This is a genomic window from Streptomyces sp. ISL-11 (assembly GCF_018614525.1).
Classification (GTDB): Bacteria; Actinomycetota; Actinomycetes; order Streptomycetales; family Streptomycetaceae; genus Streptomyces.
Genome location: NZ_JAGGOL010000023.1, coordinates 1 through 15,781 on the forward strand (window position 1 = coordinate 1; position 15,781 = coordinate 15,781).

General features: G+C 69.4%; 16 protein-coding genes and 1 pseudogene. 4 read left to right on the forward strand and 13 right to left on the reverse strand.

What is annotated here, in order from left to right; all coding sequences use genetic code 11:
* The 3 genes and pseudogenes from J7E86_RS06260 to J7E86_RS06270 all read right to left on the reverse strand — a co-directional run.
* Positions 1–273: pseudogene (locus J7E86_RS06260) on the reverse strand (ATP-binding protein); the annotation flags it as partial.
* A 309-nt stretch (positions 274–582) separates the two neighbouring features.
* Positions 583–906: an STAS domain-containing protein gene (locus J7E86_RS06265; protein WP_215080501.1), complete on the reverse strand. Its 324-nt coding sequence runs from the start codon at positions 904–906 to the stop codon at positions 583–585.
* A gap of 136 nt (positions 907–1,042) precedes the next feature.
* Positions 1,043–1,891, reverse strand: a complete 849-nt coding sequence (locus J7E86_RS06270; protein WP_215080502.1) for a 3-hydroxyacyl-CoA dehydrogenase family protein — start codon at positions 1,889–1,891, stop codon at positions 1,043–1,045.
* Between the two features lie 198 nt (positions 1,892–2,089).
* Here J7E86_RS06270 and J7E86_RS06275 point away from each other — a divergent pair, with 198 nt between their 5' ends.
* Positions 2,090–2,662 (forward strand): cob(I)yrinic acid a,c-diamide adenosyltransferase, encoded by a 573-nt coding sequence (locus J7E86_RS06275; protein ID WP_215080503.1) that lies wholly within the window; start codon positions 2,090–2,092, stop codon positions 2,660–2,662.
* Positions 2,663–2,789: 127 nt separating this feature from the next.
* On the opposite strand, the gene J7E86_RS06280 is transcribed toward J7E86_RS06275, so the two are convergent.
* The gene (locus J7E86_RS06280) at positions 2,790–3,371 is read right to left on the reverse strand and encodes a hypothetical protein (protein ID WP_215080504.1); all 582 of its coding nucleotides are present in this window, start codon (positions 3,369–3,371) and stop codon (positions 2,790–2,792) included.
* A 158-nt stretch (positions 3,372–3,529) separates the two neighbouring features.
* Here J7E86_RS06280 and J7E86_RS06285 point away from each other — a divergent pair, with 158 nt between their 5' ends.
* The 3 genes from J7E86_RS06285 to J7E86_RS06295 all read left to right on the forward strand — a co-directional run bounded on the left by J7E86_RS06285 (position 3,530) and on the right by J7E86_RS06295 (position 7,846).
* A complete protein-coding gene (locus J7E86_RS06285) occupies positions 3,530–4,732 on the forward strand; it encodes a sensor histidine kinase (RefSeq protein ID WP_215080505.1) in 1,203 nt (400 codons plus the stop codon).
* Positions 4,729–5,424, forward strand: a complete 696-nt coding sequence (locus tag J7E86_RS06290) for a response regulator transcription factor (RefSeq protein ID WP_308312489.1) — start codon at positions 4,729–4,731, stop codon at positions 5,422–5,424. Before J7E86_RS06285 ends, J7E86_RS06290 begins: the two co-directional genes overlap by 4 nt.
* 148 nt (positions 5,425–5,572) lie before the next feature.
* Entirely contained in the window at positions 5,573–7,846 is a 2,274-nt protein-coding gene (locus J7E86_RS06295; protein ID WP_308312490.1) for a glycosyl hydrolase family 18 protein, read from the forward strand.
* A gap of 66 nt (positions 7,847–7,912) precedes the next feature.
* Here the strand turns inward: J7E86_RS06295 and J7E86_RS06300 are convergent, their stop codons facing one another.
* From J7E86_RS06300 to atpB, 9 genes are all read right to left on the reverse strand, one after another.
* Entirely contained in the window at positions 7,913–8,365 is a 453-nt protein-coding gene (locus tag J7E86_RS06300; RefSeq protein ID WP_215080508.1) for a DUF2550 domain-containing protein, read from the reverse strand.
* Between the two features lie 119 nt (positions 8,366–8,484).
* Positions 8,485–8,859, reverse strand: coding sequence for a F0F1 ATP synthase subunit epsilon (locus tag J7E86_RS06305; RefSeq protein ID WP_215080509.1), 375 nt, complete (start codon positions 8,857–8,859; stop codon positions 8,485–8,487).
* Positions 8,860–8,970: 111 nt separating this feature from the next.
* A complete protein-coding gene (gene atpD / locus J7E86_RS06310) occupies positions 8,971–10,413 on the reverse strand; it encodes a F0F1 ATP synthase subunit beta (protein ID WP_215080510.1) in 1,443 nt (480 codons plus the stop codon).
* A gap of 5 nt (positions 10,414–10,418) precedes the next feature.
* Positions 10,419–11,333, reverse strand: coding sequence for a F0F1 ATP synthase subunit gamma (locus J7E86_RS06315; protein ID WP_215080511.1), 915 nt, complete (start codon positions 11,331–11,333; stop codon positions 10,419–10,421).
* A gap of 23 nt (positions 11,334–11,356) precedes the next feature.
* Positions 11,357–12,949 (reverse strand): F0F1 ATP synthase subunit alpha, encoded by a 1,593-nt coding sequence (gene atpA / locus J7E86_RS06320; RefSeq protein WP_215080512.1) that lies wholly within the window; start codon positions 12,947–12,949, stop codon positions 11,357–11,359.
* A gap of 140 nt (positions 12,950–13,089) precedes the next feature.
* The gene (locus J7E86_RS06325) at positions 13,090–13,905 is read right to left on the reverse strand and encodes a F0F1 ATP synthase subunit delta (RefSeq protein WP_215080513.1); all 816 of its coding nucleotides are present in this window, start codon (positions 13,903–13,905) and stop codon (positions 13,090–13,092) included.
* On the reverse strand, positions 13,902–14,468 hold the full coding sequence (locus J7E86_RS06330; protein WP_215080514.1) for a F0F1 ATP synthase subunit B: 567 nt from the start codon (positions 14,466–14,468) through the stop codon (positions 13,902–13,904). Before J7E86_RS06330 ends, J7E86_RS06325 begins: the two co-directional genes overlap by 4 nt.
* Positions 14,469–14,508: 40 nt before the next feature.
* Positions 14,509–14,757: a F0F1 ATP synthase subunit C gene (locus tag J7E86_RS06335; RefSeq protein WP_215080515.1), complete on the reverse strand. Its 249-nt coding sequence runs from the start codon at positions 14,755–14,757 to the stop codon at positions 14,509–14,511.
* A gap of 77 nt (positions 14,758–14,834) precedes the next feature.
* On the reverse strand, positions 14,835–15,629 hold the full coding sequence (gene atpB, locus J7E86_RS06340; protein ID WP_215080539.1) for a F0F1 ATP synthase subunit A: 795 nt from the start codon (positions 15,627–15,629) through the stop codon (positions 14,835–14,837).
* Positions 15,630–15,781 lie beyond the last annotated feature (152 nt).

Consider the following 15,781-nt stretch of genomic DNA (forward strand, 5'->3'; position numbering starts at 1 on the left):
CGGCACGGCGGCACGGGCCAGCTCGGCGCGCTCGGCGGCGCCGAGCCGCCCGGGGCGGCCGGGCCGTCGGCCGGGCAGGCAGGGCTCGATCTCGCTGCCGTCGACCGGGTTGACGGTCAGGACGTAGTCGCCGGCCACGAGCTGGACGACGCGCACGGGCCCGGTGTTCCGGCCGGCCGTCTCCCGGTCCGGTGCCGGCTGCTCCGGGACGGCGTCGGCGACAGGCTCCTGGCCGTGGTCGTCGAACTCATCGGATCGGTTCGTCGGGTCCATGGTGGTCAAAGCCCCCCAATGCGTGGCGTGCCGTCGTGCCCTCCCGGCCTGTCCGCACTCCCTCACCCTCAGCCGGGACGTACCCGGCCGGCGCTTCGTGTCCGGTGCCCGCCGTGGGCGTGCTGATGCGGCCTTATGCGGCGGGAAAACCGAACCTCAGACCTGCGGACAGTATCCATGAATACCCGGGCGGCTCGCCGCCCGGGGCATGTCACGGTCTCATGAGAAAGCGGAGGGGCTCCCGAGCGAGCCGGGGGACAGAACGGGAAGGAATCGACCAGGACCTCCCGTACCCCACCGGCCCCGGCGTCACACCCGCGGCAGGGACTCGGCCTCGATGCCGCCTTCGATGGCGAGGATGCGGTGCAGCCGGGTGGCGACCAGCAGCCGCTGCATCCGGTCGGGCACGCCGCGCAGGACCAGCCGCCGGCCGGTGCGTCCCGCTCGGCGGTGGGCGCCCATGATGACGCCCAGGCCCGTCGCGTCCCAGGAGTCGAGCTCGGAGAGGTCGAGGACGAGGTCACCTCTGCCCGCGTCGAGAGCCGAGTGCAGCACCGTACGGGCGTCCGCCGCGCTGCGGACGTCGAGGCGCCCCCCGACGACCAGTTCGGCGTGGTCGCCCCTGATGTGCATATGCGCTCCCCGGAGTGGTGCGTGATGTGGGTGAGGTCCTAAAGAACTGACTGCCTCTCACACGACAAGGTTGCCGCTTGTTGGCGAACCGATACCTAATTCACCCCAGTGGGTGAATGGTCTGGCGGCCACACCGTCAGTGCTGGTAAAAGCCCTGCCCGCTCTTGCGGCCGAGGTCCCCGGCGTCGACCATGCGGCGCATGATCTCCGGCGGCGCGAACTTCTCGTCCTGGCACTCCGTGTAGATGTTGCCCGTGGCGTGCATCAGGATGTCGACACCGGTCAGGTCGGCCGTGGCCAGCGGACCCATCGCGTGGCCGAAGCCCAGCTTGCAGGCGATGTCGATGTCCTCGGCGGAAGCCACGCCGGACTCGTACAGCTTGGCGGCCTCGACGACGAGCGCCGAGATCAGCCGGGTGGTCACGAAGCCGGCGACGTCGCGGTTGACGACGATGCAGGTCTTGCCCACGCCCTCGGCGAACTCGCGGGCGGCGGCGAGGGTTTCGTCACTCGTCTTGTACCCGCGGACCAGCTCGCAGAGCTGCATCATCGGCACGGGCGAGAAGAAGTGCGTGCCCACGACGCGCTCCGGGCGCTGCGTGGCGGCCGCGATCTTCGTGATCGGGATGGCGGAGGTGTTGGAGGCCAGGACGGTCTCGTCCTTCACCAGTCCGTCCAGGGTGCGGAAGATGTCCCGCTTGGTGTCGATGTCCTCGAAGACGGCCTCGACCACGATGTCGGCGTCGGCCGCGCCGTCGAGGTCGGTGGTCGTGGTGATCCGGGCGAGTGCCCGCTCGGCCGCGTCGGCGTCGAGCTTGCCCTTGGAGACGAACTTGTCGTACGAGCTCTTGATGCCGTCCGTGCCACGCCGCAGCGCCGCGTCGGTGACGTCCCGCAGGACGACGTCCCACCCGGCCTGAGCGGAGACCTGGGCGATCCCCGAGCCCATCAGACCGGCCCCGATGACGGCGAGCTTCTTGGCCACTGCTGTCCCCTTACTCCCTGTGCACATGCCTGTTCAGCTACGGCTCTCGGCCGGACCTTAGCGCCCGCCGACCGGCCGTTGGGCAGGAAGAGATGCGCGTCACGTCCCAAATGACGGACATCACACCGGACAGTCACCACACGCCTCACGCGCCACAGTTGACCCGTTCCTGCCGTGTACGTGGCTACGCTCGTACCCATGGTCAAACTGACGCGCATCTACACCCGCACCGGTGACACCGGCACCACCGCCCTCGGCGACATGAGCCGCACCGTGAAGACCGACACCCGCATCGCCGCCTACGCCGACGCCAACGAGGCGAACGCGGCGATCGGGGTGGCCATCGCCCTCGGGCAGTTGCCGGAGGACATCGTCAAGGTGCTCGTCCGCATCCAGAACGACCTCTTCGACGTGGGCGCCGACCTGGCGACCCCCGTCGTCGAGGACCCCAAGTACCCGCCGCTGCGCGTCGAGCAGTCCTACGTCGACAAGCTGGAGGCCGACTGCGACCACTTCCTGGAGGGTCTGGACAAGCTCCGCAGCTTCATCCTCCCGGGCGGCACTCCCGGCGCGGCCCTGCTGCACCAGGCGTGCACGGTCGTACGCCGCGCGGAGCGCTCCACGTGGGCGGCGCTGGAGCTGCACGCCGACATCATGAACCCGCTCACGGCGACGTACCTGAACCGCCTGTCGGACCTGCTGTTCATTTTGGCCAGGACGGCCAACAAGGAGCTGGGCGACGTGCTCTGGGTGCCGGGCGGGGACCGCTGAGAGGGCGCGGCACCGTCGGCCCGGCCGGGGGCCCGGGGGTTGCCCCCGGACAGACGCAGCATTCTGGCGAGGACGGCCAACAAGGAGCTGGGCGACGTGCTCTGGGTGCCGGGCGGGGACCGCTGAGTCAGCGCTTCTCGAAGGCCCGGGGGCGGTCGGGCTCCTCGGCGGTCCCCGGCTTCGGCTGCTTCGGCCACAGCGTGTAGCTCAGCGCGATGACGACGTTGATGCCGATCACGATGAGCATCTTCGTCTGCCAGGCGCGCAGCGAGCCGGTGTCGCCGGAGTCGCCGACGTACCAGACGGCCGCCTGGAGCAGGCCCATCGCCACGGCGGCGGCCAGCACCCAGCGGGCGGCCACCTTCCACTCGTGGACCGCACGGGCCATGCCGTACTTCGGCGGCTTCACGGGCGGCGGCCCGCCGGCGAAGCGGTGGGCGAAGCGCTGGTCGACCCAGGTGATCGTGGAGTGGCCGAGACCCACCGAGTAGCCGATGTAGACGGCGGCGATGCCGTGCTTCATGCCGGCCTGCGCGCCGTTCTTCAGGTCGATCGCCGTGGCGATCAGCAGGACGAGCTCCAGCACGGGTTCCATCAGGAGCACCGCGGCCCCGGCGCGCGGCATCCGGGCCAGATAGCGCAGGCTCAGGCCACCGGCCAGCAGCACCCAGAAGCCCACCTCGCAGATGACGATCAGCGTGATGATCACGGATCTCTCCTTCCCTCACCTCCAGCCTCCCGGCGCGGACCGGCCGTTTCTTCGTCGCCGGTGACGATCCACGACTGCATCCTTCGATGTAGTGCACGCCGTCGCGAAGCTCCCCGGAGCGGACGACCGCACCGCCTGCCACGTGCTGTGATGGACCCATGCCCGCCCGCCTGCCCCGCCGCCCCGACCGCGAGGCCGTCCTCATCGCGGCTGCCGGCCTGATCGGCGGCCTCACCCTGTGGTTCCTCGGCCTGCGCAACAACCCTCCGCTGCTCGGGCTGCCCAAGTGGCTGACCCTCGTCGCGCTGGTCGTGATGTGCGGCGCCGAACTCCTGCGGCGCAGCGCCCCGCTGACGGCGGTCGCGATCGGCACGCTCACGATCTGCCTCGACATCTGCACGGGCTCGCTCATCGCGACGATCGCCATGTACACGGACCTGGTGTACGCGGCGGTGCTGTACGGCCGGCCGTCCGTCGCCTGGCGCATTCCGCGCGTGTGCGAGGTGCTGACCGTGCTGGCGACACTGCTGGCCCTGGTGATCATCCGGGAGCCGGAGGGGCTGCTCATCGGCTTCGCCTTCGCGGTGCTGCTGGTGGCGCCGGCCTGGACCGGGGTGGGCATCCGCCGGCACCGCGACGCCGCGCACGCCGCCCGGCTGGAGGCGGAGCGCACCGCGCTGCTGGCCGAAATGGACCGCCGCCAGGCCGTCGGCGCCGAGCGCGCCCGGATGGCACGGGAGCTGCACGACATGGTGGCGAACCATCTGTCGGCCATCGCGATCCACTCCACCGCTGCCCTGTCGATAGGCGACCCCAGGGCGTCCGAGGAGGCCCTGGGTGTCATCCGCGAGAACAGCGTGCAGGGGCTGGCCGAGATGCGCCGCCTGATCGGGCTGCTGCGGCACGCGGGCGCCGAGGCGGAGCCGGCTGCCACGCCCCGGCTCGACGGGGTGGACGCGCTGCTCGCCCACGCCCGTACCGCCGTGCGCGACGAGCGGTTCCGCTTCGCGCTGTGCGACGAGCGGGGGCCGGGGCCGCTGCCCGCGCCGGTCGAGCTGGCGGCGTACCGCATCGTGCAGGAGTCGTTGACGAACGCCGTCAAGCACGCGGCGCCCGGTCCGGTCACCGTGCGGCTGACGAGCGCCGCGGGACGGCCGCTGGTGGCCGAGGTGACCAGCGCGTTCGGCTCGGGGCCGACGCCGCGCGCCCCCGGGTCGGGGGCCGGGCTGGTGGGGATGAGCGAGCGGGTCGCCCTGCTCGACGGGGAGTTCGAGGCGGGGCCGGTGGACGGCCCGGACGGCAAGCGATGGCGCGTACGGGCGGAACTGCCCGTGCCGGAGGAAGGCAGAGGATCACTGTGAGCACGTCAACGCCCGCGTCCGGCCCCGGTGTACCGGAAGGCATCCGGGTCGTGGTCGCCGAGGATCAGGCGGCCGTACGTTCCGGGCTGGTGCTCATCCTGCGCTCGGCGCCCGGCATCGAGGTGGTCGGCGAGGCCGCCGACGGTGAGGAAGCCGTGCGGCTGGCGCGGGAGCTGCGGCCCGACCTGGTGCTGATGGATGTGCAGATGCCGCGTCTGGACGGCGTTTCCGCCACCCGGCAGGTGGTCGGCGAGCGGCTGGCCGACGTGCTGGTGCTGACCACGTTCGACCTCGACGAGTACGTCTTCGGGGCGCTGCGCGCGGGGGCGGCCGGTTTTCTGCTCAAGGACAGCGACGCGGGCGAGCTGATCGCGGCGGTACGGACCGTCGCGCGCGGCGAGGGCCTGATCTCCCCGGCGGTGACCCGCCGGCTGATCGCGGAGTTCGCCCGGCCCGTACGGCAGGCGAACGGCCCCGGCCCCGCGATCCTGGAGGTGCTCACCCGCCGGGAGCGCGAGGTGCTGGCCGCTCTGGGCGAGGGCCTGTCGAACGCGGAGGTCGCCGGGCGGCTGCGCATGGCGGAGGCGACGGTGAAGACGCATGTCAGCCGCTTGCTGAACAAGCTGGAGCTGCGCAGCAGGGTGCAAGCGGCCGTACTGGCCCGGGAGTTGGGTCTGGTCCAGACCTCTTGACCATTGGTACGGACCTTTTTACTCTCCCCAGCACACCCCCGGTGCGGGTGTCCGGACAGCGCACACCGCACCGGGCACCCCCCACCCTGAGGAGCTCGCCTTGAGCGCAGGAACCGCACCGGGCACCGGACGTCACTTACGCAGAACCGTGGCCACCCTTTCCGCGCTGCTGCTTCCGGCCGCCGCGCTGATCGGCCTGGCCTCCCCCGCACCGGCCGCGCCCCAGGCGTCCGCCGCCACCGCCACCTTCGCCAAAACCTCCGACTGGGGCACCGGCTTCCAGGCCGAGTGGACGGTCAGGAACACCGGCACCACCACGATCAACTCCTGGACCGTCGAGTGGGACTTCCCCTCCACGACCACCGTCGGCGCCTACTGGGACGCCCTGATCACCAGCTCGGGCGCGCACCACACGGCGAAGAACCGGGAGTACAACGGCACGATCGCGCCGGGCGCCGCCGTCACCTTCGGCTTCGTCGCCTCGGGCAACGGCGACCCCGAGGGCTGCAAGCTGGACGGCGGGCCCTGCGACGGCTCCCCCGCCGACACCCCGCCCAGCGCGCCCGGGACACCGGCCTCCACCGGTGTGACCGCGAACAGCGTCTCCCTGAGCTGGGCGGCCGCCACGGACGACAAGGCCGTCAAGAACTACGACGTCCACCGCGGTGAGACCGTCGTCGGCACGGTCTCCACCACCACGTTCACCGACACCGGGCTGACCCCCGACACCGACTACACCTACAAGGTCGTGGCGCGCGACTCCGCCGGCCAGACCGGCCCCGCGAGTCCGGCCACCACCGTCCGTACGGGCACCGGCGGCGGCACCGACAAGCCGCCGTCCGCCCCCGGCACGCCCCAGGCGACGGCGACCACCGACACCTCCGTCGCCCTGAAGTGGGCCGCCGCCACCGACGACAAGGGCATCAAGAACTACGACGTCTACCGCGGCACCGTGAAGGCCGCCACGGTCACCAAGCTCTCCTACACCGACACCGGGCTGACGCCGGGCACCGACTACACGTACACCGTCGTCGCCCGCGACACCGCCGACCAGACCGGCAAGGCGAGCCCGCCGCTGACCGTACGGACCACCGGGGGCGGCGGCGAGCCGCCCGCCGACCGGGTCAAGGCCGGCTACTTCGTCCAGTGGGGCATCTACGGGCGCGGCTACACCGTGAAGTCCCTGGAGAACACCGGCGCCGCCGCCAAGCTCACCCACATCAACTACTCGTTCTCCAACATCGACCCCACGAACCTCACCTGTCTCAATGGCGTCACCAAGGCCACCACACCCAACCCGCAGGACCCTAGTCAGGGCGACGGCGCGGGCGACTCCTGGGCCGACTACGAGAAGGGCTTCGGCGCCGGTGAGTCCGTCGACGGCGTGGGCGACACCTGGGACCAGCCGCTCGCCGGCAACTTCAACCAGCTGAAGAAGCTCAAGGCCAAGCACCCCAACCTCAAGATCAATATGTCCATCGGCGGCTGGACCTACAGCAAGTACTTCTCGGACGTCGCCAAGACGGACGCCTCCCGGCAGAAGTTCGTGAAGTCCTGCGTCGACATGTACCTCAAGGGCAACCTGCCCGTGACGAACGGCAGGGGCGGGACCGGCGCCGCGGCCGGGATCTTCGACGGATTCGACATCGACTGGGAGTGGCCGGGCTCCGAGGGCCACGCCGGCAACCACGTCTCCAAGGACGACAAGGCCAACAACACCCTGCTCTTCGCGGAGTTCCGACGGCAGCTGGACGCCCTGAGCTCCACCACGGGCAGGAAGTACCTGCTCACCGCCTTCACCCCGGCCGACCCCGGCAAGATCGAGGCGGGCTGGGACATCACCACCAAGGACGGCACGCCCAGCGTGTTCGACTCCATGGACTTCGCCAACGTCCAGGGCTACGACTTCCACGGCTCCGGCAGCGACAACAGCTGGGAGCCCCACCGCACGGGCCACCAGGGCAACCTCTACACCGACGCGCAGGACCCGTACACCACGAAGTTCAGCGTCGAGTCGACCGTCCAGGCGTACCTCGACGCGGGCGTCGACCCGCGCAAGGTCGTCCTGGGTCTCGCCTTCTACGGGCGGGGCTGGCAGCAGGTCGCGGACGGCGGGGCGCACGGCGAGTGGCAGAGCGCGGGCGGCGCGGCACCGGGCCAGTTCCCGGAGGAGTCCGGTACGCGCGGCTACGACAACCTGATCGCATCCGTGGCGAATCTCATCGTCCACCACGACGAGCAGTCGGTGGCCACGTACGGGTACACCGGTGCCGGTGGGCAGTGGTGGACCTTCGACGACGTCTGGTCGATCAACAAGAAGACGGCCTGGCTGAAGGGCAAGAAGCTGGGCGGCGTGATGATCTGGGAGATGTCGGGCGACAGCGGCACGCTGATGACGGCGGTCGACAACGGTCTCCGATAACACCCGCACGAAAAAACCGGCCGGGCTGATCCATCAAGCCCGGCCGGCGATCGAGGCCACAGGAAGCTAGGCCACGTTCACACGCTGCCCTGGAGGCGCCGCCTCCAGCCACGCCAGGAACCCCGTCAGCGCGTCCTCACTCATCGCCAGTTCCAACCGCGTCCCCCGGTGCGAACAGATGAGCACCACCGCGTCGGACAGCAACGCCAGCTCCTCGTCCCCCAGCGGCGGACGCCGCTCCAGCACCTCGATGGAGGCGCGCTCCAGCAACCGGCGGGGCCGATACGCGTAGGAGAAGACCCGGAACCACTCGATCCGGTCACTGTTGTAGCGGGCGACGCCGTACACCCACCCCTTGCCGTCCGGCGCGGGGCCCCGCTCGGGCACGTCCCACCGCAGGCTGCAGTCGAACGTCCCGCCGGACCGCTGGATGAGCCGCCTGCGCAGCCCGAAGACGAAGAGTCCCACCAGCACCAGCAGGACGAGGATGCCGCTCACGAGCAGAGCGAGGACGACCATCTCCACCGACCTCCTCGCATCATCTAGAGCAACCGCACCTGTATTGCCTCAGCCGCGAACCGCCCTGGAGTGGCTCCAGTACGGTCCGCGGCTGAGGGACGATCTCTGTGGGTCGCGGGCTAGTGAACGCCCGTGACCGCACGCAGCCGGACATCCGCGCGACGCTCGGCGGCCGCGTCGGCCTCCGACTTCGCGCGCTCCAGCGCACGCTCGGCGCGCTGGACATCGATCTCGTCGGCAAGCTCCGCGATCTCGGCGAGCAGCGAGAGCTTGTCGTCCGCGAACGAGATGAACCCACCGTGTACCGCGGCGACGACAGTCCCGGCGGCGGTCTTGATGGTCACCGGGCCGGACTCCAGCACACCGAGCAGCGGCTGGTGGCCGGGCATGACGCCGATGTCGCCCGATGTGGTCCGCGCGATGACCAGAGTGGCCTCGCCGGACCAGACGCTTCGGTCCGCCGCGACCAGCTCGACGTGCAGCTCAGCAGCCAACGTGGCTCCTCGGGTCTCCACCCGCCGGGTGCGGCGGGTGTTGGGTCAAAGAATAGGGGACGTGACGACCGGGGGCGGGAGCGCCCCGCCCCCGGTCGAAGAGCACGGGGCTCAGGAGACGCCGAGCTCCTTGGCGTTGGCCTTGAGGTCCTCGAGGCCACCACACATGAAGAACGCCTGCTCGGGGAAGTGGTCGTAGTCGCCGTCGCAGATCGCGTTGAACGCGGTGATCGACTCGTCCAGCGGCACGTCCGAACCGTCCACGCCGGTGAACTGCTTCGCCACGTGGGTGTTCTGCGACAGGAAGCGCTCGACGCGACGGGCACGGTGGACAACGAGCTTGTCCTCCTCGCCCAGCTCGTCGATACCGAGGATCGCGATGATGTCCTGGAGGTCCTTGTACTTCTGCAGGATCGTCTTGACGCGCATGGCGCAGTCGTAGTGCTCCTGCGCGATGTAGCGCGGGTCCAGGATGCGGGACGTCGAGTCCAGCGGGTCGACCGCCGGGTAGATGCCCTTCTCCGAGATCGGACGCGACAGAACGGTCGTCGCGTCCAGGTGGGCGAAGGTGGTCGCCGGCGCCGGGTCGGTCAGGTCGTCCGCGGGGACGTAGATCGCCTGCATGGAGGTGATCGAGTGACCGCGGGTCGACGTGATGCGCTCCTGGAGCAGACCCATCTCGTCCGCCAGGTTCGGCTGGTAACCCACCGCGGACGGCATACGGCCGAGCAGGGTGGACACCTCGGAACCGGCCTGGGTGTACCGGAAGATGTTGTCGATGAAGAAGAGCACGTCCTGCTTCTGCACATCGCGGAAGTACTCCGCCATGGTCAGACCGGCGAGGGCGACGCGCAGGCGGGTGCCCGGCGGCTCGTCCATCTGGCCGAAGACGAGCGCCGTCTTGTCGATGACGCCCGAGTCGGTCATTTCCTCGATGAGGTCATTGCCCTCACGGGTGCGCTCACCGACACCGGCGAACACCGACACACCGTCGTGGTTGTTGGCCACGCGGTAGATCATTTCCTGGATCAGCACGGTCTTGCCGACACCGGCACCACCGAACAGACCGATCTTGCCGCCCTTGACGTACGGGGTCAGCAGGTCGATGACCTTGACACCGGTCTCGAACATCTCGGTCTTGGACTCGAGCTGGTCGAAGCTGGGCGCCTTGCGGTGGATCGGCCAGCGCTCGGTGACCTCGGCGGCCGCCTCGGGCTTGTTGAGGATCTCACCGAGGGTGTTGAACACCTTGCCCTTGGTGACGTCACCGACGGGGACGGTGATGCCCGCGCCCGTGTCGGTCACCGCGGCCTGGCGGACCAGACCGTCGGTGGGCTGCATGGAGATGGCGCGGACCAGGCCCTCGCCCAGGTGCTGCGCGACCTCGAGGGTCAGCGTCTTGAGCTTGCCGTCCTCGGCCGGGTCGGCGACCTGGACGTGGAGCGCGTTGTAGATCTCCGGCATCGCGTCGACGGGGAACTCCACGTCGACGACCGGGCCGATGACCCGCGCGACGCGGCCGGTGGCCGTGGCGGTTTCAACAGTCGTGGTCATAGTGGTCAGTCACTCCCCGCGTTAGCGTCGGCCAGGGCACTGGAGCCACCGACGATCTCGCTGATTTCCTGGGTGATTTCGGCCTGGCGGGCCGCATTGGCAAGCCGCGACAGCGACTTGATGAGTTCGCCGGCGTTGTCGGTCGCCGACTTCATCGCACGGCGGCGGGCGGCGTGCTCGGAAGCGGCCGACTGCAGCAGAGCGTTGTAGATCCGGCTCTCGACGTACCGCGGCAGCAGCGCGTCGAGGACGTCCTCCGCCGACGGCTCGAAGTCGAAGAGGGGAAGGATCTTGCCCTTCGTCTCCTCGGCCTCCTCCGCCTTCTCGAGGCTGAGCGGCAGCAGCCGCTTCTCGACCGGCGACTGCGTCATCATCGAGACGAACTCGGTGAAGACGATGTGCAGCTCGTCGACGCCGCCCTCGGCCGTCTCCCGCTGGACCGCCTCGATCAGCGGGCCGGCGACCCGCTTGGCGTCCGCGTAGGTCGGGCTGTCGGTGAAGCCGGTCCACGACTCCGCCACCGGGCGCTCCCGGAAGCCGTAGTACGCCACGCCCTTGCGGCCGATGATGTACGTCACGACCTCCTTGCCCTCCGCGCGCAGGCGCTCGGAGAGGCGGTCCGCGGCCTTGATGGCGTTGGAGGAGTAGCCGCCGGCCAGACCGCGGTCGCTCGTGACGAGCAGGACCGCGGCCCGTACGGGGCTGTCGACCTCGGTGGTCAGGGCGTGCTTGGTGGTCGAGCCGGTCGCAACCGCCGTCACCGCGCGAGTGAGCTCACTCGCGTACGGCGTCGATGCCGCCACCTGGCGCTGCGCCTTGACGATGCGCGAGGCGGCGATCATCTCCATCGCCTTGGTGATCTTCTTGGTCGCGGTGACGGAGCGGATGCGACGCTTGTAGACCCGGAGCTGGGCTCCCATGGATCAGGTCCCTTCCGTCGTCGTCACTTCGCGGAGCCGGCCGTGGCGTCGTCACCGAGAAGCTTGCCGTCCGAGGTCTCGAACTGCTTCTTGAAGGTGGCGATGGCGTCGGCGAGCGCCTGGAGGGTGTCGTCGGACATCTTGCCGCCCTCGACAATGCTGTCCATCAGGCCCTTGTGCTCGCGGCCCAGGTAGTCGAGCATCTCGCGCTCGAAGCGCTGGATGTCCTCGACCGGCACGTCGTCCATCTTGCCGGTGGTGCCGGCCCAGACGGAGACGACCTGGTTCTCGGTGGAGTACGGGGCGTACTGACCCTGCTTGAGCAGCTCGACCATGCGCTTGCCGCGCTCCAGCTGCGACTTCGAGGCCGCGTCCAGGTCGGAACCGAAGGCGGCGAACGCCTCCAGCTCGCGGTACTGGGCGAGGTCGACACGAAGGCGGCCGGAGACCTGCTTCATGGCCTTGTGCTGGGCGGAGCCACCGACGCGGGAGACCGAGATACCGACGTTCAGCGCCGGGCGCTGGCCCGCGTTGAACAGGTCGGACTCCAGGAAGCACTGGCCGTCGGTGATGGAGATGACGTTGGTCGGGATGAACGCCGAGACGTCGTTGGCCTTGGTCTCGACGATCGGCAGACCGGTCATCGAACCGGCACCCATCTCGTCGGAGAGCTTGGCGCAGCGCTCCAGCAGACGCGAGTGCAGGTAGAAGACGTCGCCCGGGTAGGCCTCGCGGCCCGGCGGACGGCGCAGCAGCAGCGACACGGCGCGGTAGGCGTCGGCCTGCTTCGACAGGTCATCGAAGACGATCAGGACGTGCTTGCCCTGGTACATCCAGTGCTGGCCGATGGCCGAGCCGGTGTAGGGGGCGAGGTACTTGAAGCCGGCCGGGTCGGACGCGGGAGCGGCGACGATCGTCGTGTACTCCAGGGCGCCCGCCTCCTCCAGCGCGCCGCGCACGGACGCGATGGTGGAGCCCTTCTGGCCGATGGCGACGTAGATGCAGCGGACCTGCTTCTTCGGGTCGCCGGAGCGCCAGTTGTCACGCTGGTTGATGATCGTGTCGACGGCCAGCGCGGTCTTGCCGGTCTGACGGTCGCCGATGATCAGCTGTCGCTGGCCACGGCCGATCGGCACCATCGCGTCGACGGCCTTGAGGCCGGTCTGCATCGGCTCGTGCACCGACTTGCGGACCATGACGCCCGGAGCCTGCAGCTCCAGCGCGCGGCGACCTTCGGTCGCGATCTCGCCGAGGCCGTCGATCGGGTTGCCCAGCGGGTCGACGACGCGGCCGAGGTAGCCCTCGCCGACCGCGACGGAGAGCACCTCACCGGTGCGGTGCACCGGCTGGCCCTCCTCGATGCCGCTGAACTCGCCGAGGACGACCGCACCGATCTCGCGCTCCTCAAGGTTGAGGGCGAGACCGAGGGTTCCGTCCTCGAACTTCAGCAGCTCGTTCGCCATGGCCGAGGGAAGACCCTCGACCTTCGCGATGCCGTCGCCGGCAACGCTGACCGTACCGACCTCCTCGCGCGAGGCCGCGTCCGGCTTGTACGCCTGGACAAAGTTCTCCAGCGCGTCCCGGATCTCCTCCGGCCGGATCGTGAGCTCCGCCATCTGGGTTCCCTGCTCTCCTTGTTGGGCCCGAAGTATTTCTTCTCCGGGGTGTGGTTCCCGCAGCGGATCGGCTGCGGGTCCCCGGAGGACACCGTCGGCCCAACTCGGGCCGTCAGTCATGCTCTTGAGTTGGTGGCTGGTCAGCCGGCCATCCGCCGGTCCGCCTCGGCGAGGCGGTCCGCGATGCTGCCGTTGATGACCTCGTCGCCGATCCGCACCTGGACACCACCGAGGATCTCGGGGTCCACGTCCAGGTTGAGGTGGACACGCCGCCCGTACAGCTTGGCGAGCGCGTCACCGAGCCGCTGCCGCTGAGCGTCGCTCATCGGCACCGCGGACGTGACCACCGCGACCATCCGGTTCCGGCGGTCGGCAGCCTGCTTGGACAGGGCGTTCAGCCCTGCTTCCAGGCTACGTCCCCGCGGCGCGGACACCAGACGGACCACGAGCCGCTCGGTGACCGGGTTGGCCCGGCCGTTCAGCAGCTCGCGCACCAGCGCGGCCTTGGCCGTGCGGTCGGCGACCTTGTCGGTCAGCGCGGCGCGCAGGGCGGCGTCCGAGGTGACGATCCGGCCGAAGCGGAACAGCTCGTCCTCGACGTCGTCCAGGTCACCGCCGCGCTCCGCGGCGACGAGATCGGCACCGGCGGCCAGCTCCTCGGTCGCGTCCACCAGGTCGCGCGAGCGCGACCAGCGGGAGCGGACCATCCCGGCCACCAGGTCGGCGGTCTCGCCGCCCACCTGGCCGGCGAACAGGCGCTGGGCCAGCTCGGCCTTGGCCTCGCCGGGCTGCGCCGGGTCGGTCAGGACCCGACGCAGCGACACCTCGCGGTCGAGCAGCGCGGTGACCGCGGCGAGCTCGTCGGCGAGCTTCGCCGCGTCCACGGACGTGTTGTCCGCCAGCGCGTCGAGACTCTCACGTGCGGAGGCCAGGGCCTCCCGGCTCGCTCCACTCATCGGGTGACCTCAGCCTTCGTCGCGTCGGCCGTCTTGACCTCGAGCTCGTCGAGGAAGCGGTCGATGGTGCGGCTCTGCCGGGCGCCGTCCGTGAGGGACTCCCGGACGATGCGGCCGGCCAGGTCGGAGGCGAGCTTGCCCACGTCCTGGCGCAGCGTGGCCGCGGCGGACTTGCGGTCGGCCTCGACCTGGGTGTGGCCGGCGGCGATGATCTCCTCGCGCTGACGCTGTCCCTCGGACCGCATCTCGGCGATCACCGCGACACCCTGCTCCTGCGCCTCCTGGCGCATCCGCGCAGCCTCGTGGCGGGCGTCGGCGAGCTGCGCCCGGTAGTCCTCGAGTACCTGCTGGGCCTCGGCCTGGGCGGCCTCGGCCTTCTCCATGCCGCCCTCGATGGCCTCCCGGCGCTCGTCCAGAACCTTGTTGATGTTCGGGAGGAGCTTCTTGCCCAGGAAGATGAGGACGATGAAGAAGGCGAGAAGGCCGATGACAAGCTCCGGAATCGGCGGAAGGATCGGGGGTTCCCCGTCCTCGGCCGCCAGCGTTGCTGCCAGGGCGATCACATCAGTGCCTTTCGTCGCTTAGGTGGTGGCCGTCTACCGATTAGCTCGGGTAGACGAAGCCCATGACGAGGCCGATGAGGGCGAGCGCCTCACAGAAGACGAAGCCCAGGATCTGGTTGGCGCGGATCAGGCCGGCAGCCTCGGGCTGACGGGCCAGCGCCTGGGTGCCGTTACCGAAGATGATGCCGACGCCGACGCCGGGGCCGATGGCCGCGAGGCCGTAGCCGATGGCACCGAGGTTGCCCTGGATGGAGACGCCTTCGGCGAGGGTCTGGAGAGCAGCAGACATGCCGTTTCTTCCTTCTCTTTCACGGACCGGTGGGGGTTGGCCACCGGACGTCTATGGGTTCTTGGGGGAGGGACTGCTCAGTGGTGCTTAGCGAGAGCGCCCTGAATGTAGCTGCAGGCCAGGAGCACGAAGACGTAAGCCTGAAGGGCCTGGATGAACAGCTCGAAGGCAGTCAGCAGGATGACCATCACGAACGAGACGCCGGCATAGGCGATGCCGATTCCGTTCAGCAGGTACCAGCTGGCGATCGTGAAGATGAGCAGCAGGACGTGACCGGCGAACATGTTGGCGAAGAGCCGGACCGCGTGGGTGAACGGCCGCACGATCACGTTGGAGAAGAACTCCAGCAGCATGACCAGCGGCAGGACCCAGCCCAGGGACTTGTCATAACCGGTGATGTTCTTGAGGCCGCCGACGAAGCCGTGCTTCTTGAACGTCAGGAACATCCACAGGACGTAGACGATCACGGCCAGCGCCACCGGGAACGCGATGATCGACGTCACCGGGAACTGGGCCACCGGGATGACCGACCAGAGGTTCATGATCCACACGAAGAAGAACAGGGAGACCATGAGGGGGACGTACTTGTCGCCCTCCTTCTTCCCGAGCGCCTCGTAGACGATCCCGCGACGGACGAAGTCGTAACCGGCCTCGCCCACCATCTGGAGTTTGCCGGGCACCACCTTGGCCTTGCCGAAGGCCGCCCAGAAGAAACCGATGATGACGACGGTGCTCAGCACGGCCAGCAGCATCGGCTTGTTGATCTCGTATCCGGCCACCTTGAACAGTGGTTCGAAGACGAAAGAGTGGAGCCCTGGGGTCGGGAAGCCGCACCCATCGAAGATGTGGCAATCGGTCTCGAAGGCGAGCATCTGGTCAGCACTCACCGCGAGCTCCTTCAGCGTGGCGCATAGGTACGGCAACCTCGTTGTGTCGGCGCGGCACGCAGCCACGGAACGGCACTGGACTGGTCTTGCGAATGGGGGTGTGGCAGGTCGGCCAGTGGCCGGAAGGCATCGAGGGC